The organism is Aeromonas sp. HMWF015 (assembly GCF_963878965.1).
Lineage (GTDB): Bacteria > Pseudomonadota > Gammaproteobacteria > Enterobacterales > Aeromonadaceae > Aeromonas > Aeromonas veronii.
Window position 1 is genome coordinate 1 of sequence record NZ_CAWNZT010000359.1, and the last position, 1,784, is coordinate 1,784.

The 1,784-nt window shown below is 52.6% G+C and carries 2 protein-coding genes; both read right to left on the minus strand.

All coding sequences use genetic code 11. From position 1 onward, the window contains the following. A partial coding sequence (locus AACS18_RS18325; protein ID WP_146184791.1) for a Clp protease N-terminal domain-containing protein occupies nucleotides 1-1,177 on the minus strand: 1,177 nt, incomplete at its 3' end. A gap of 59 nt (nucleotides 1,178-1,236) precedes the next feature. Further along, a complete protein-coding gene (gene clpS, locus AACS18_RS18330; RefSeq protein WP_005337111.1) occupies nucleotides 1,237-1,554 on the minus strand; it encodes an ATP-dependent Clp protease adapter ClpS in 318 nt (105 codons plus the stop codon). Between the last annotated feature and the right edge of the window lie 230 nt (nucleotides 1,555-1,784).

Sequence of the window (1,784 nt, forward strand, 5' to 3'; positions counted from 1 at the left end):
GTAAATGACGATCATTGATGTACTTGGCAGAGAGCTCGGCAGCTGCACGGATCGCCTTGGCGGTATAGCGCACTCCGTGGTGGGCTTCGTAGCGACTCTTGAGCCCCATCAGGATGCGCGTGGTGTCATCGATAGTCGGCTCAACAATATCGATCTTCTGGAAGCGACGGGCCAACGCACGGTCTTTCTCGAAGATCTGGGCGTACTCCTGATAAGTGGTGGATCCCACACAGCGGAGCAAACCATTGGAGAGCAGCGGCTTGATCAGGTTGGCCGCATCCAGCTGACCACCGGAAGCAGCACCGGCACCAATGATGGTATGGATCTCGTCGATAAAGAGGATGGCCCCTTCCTGACGCTCAATCTGCTTGAGCAGTACTTTGAGGCGCTTCTCGAAATCACCACGGTATTTGGTGCCCGCCAGAAGAGAACCCATATCCAGCGAATAGATGGTACTGCCCGCAATCACCTCGGGCACATCCCCCTTGACGATGCGATAGGCCAACCCTTCGGCAATGGCGGTTTTCCCCACGCCGGCTTCACCCACCAGCAGCGGGTTGTTCTTGCGACGGCGGCAGAGCACCTGAATGGTACGATTGAGCTCCTGATCACGGCCAATCAGCGGATCGATGCGCCCTTCCAGCACCAGCTGGTTCAGGTTGGTGGCAAAGCTCTCGATCTGTGCGGCCGAGACATCATCATCAGACTCAGGATTGTTATTGCTACCGAGATCAGGCTTGCTGTCCTTGCGCACCCCGTGGGAAAGGAAATTGACGACGTCGAGACGGCTGATCTCGGCTTTTTTCAGGAAATAGGCAGCTTGTGACTCCTGCTCACTGAAGATAGCGACCAGCACGTTGGCGCCGCTGACTTCGGTATTGCCGGAGGATTGCACATGGAAGACGGCACGCTGCAACACGCGCTGGAAGCCCAGTGTCGGCTGGGTTTCACGATCTTCATCGTCGCGCGGTATGAGCGGAGTAGTTTGGGTGATGAATGCGCGGATCTCCTTGCGCATCTGCTCAACATCGGCACCACAAGAGCTCAGCGCCTCATGGGCTGAACTGTTATCCAGAAGGGCTAACAACAGGTGCTCGACGGTCATGAATTCGTGGCGCTCGTCACGGGCCAGTTTGAAAGCCTCGTTCAGCGTCTTTTCTAGATCTTTATTCAACATAGGCACCTCCCCTAGTACAGCTACAATGTGGTGTCACACTCGCCATCAAGTCATCAGATTCAAGCCTTTTCCATAGTACAGAGCAGTGGATGTTCGTTGTTACGTGCATAGGTGTTGACTTGGACAACCTTGGTTTCGGCGATCTCTGCGGTAAACATGCCGCAGACACCCTTACCACTATAATGCACACTCAGCATGACCTGAGTCGCCTTGTCCAAATCCATACCAAAGAACTTTTGCAGCACCTCCACCACGAACTCCATCGGGGTGTAGTCATCGTTGTTCAACACAACCTTATACATAGGTGGCGGCTGCAGCTTTGTTTTCTCTGCTTCTGCAATCTCTTCATTAGCAAAGAGTTCTTTCTGCTTGCTCATAATCGCGCTTTAGTACCTCTAGATTACTACCGTCTCACACAAGCTTGTCAATAGACTTGTTAACCAGATCACATCAGTTGTTAACAACTCCTTGACTCGCTCAAAAGTTAGACTAGATTGGTTACTTGCTAATCTGTGCCCGTCTGCTATGGGCTCATGTCCCTAGTTATAAAGGGCTGGCGCAGGTTACTCAACGACTTCTGGGTAATCAATAAAAGGATGTAGAAGTA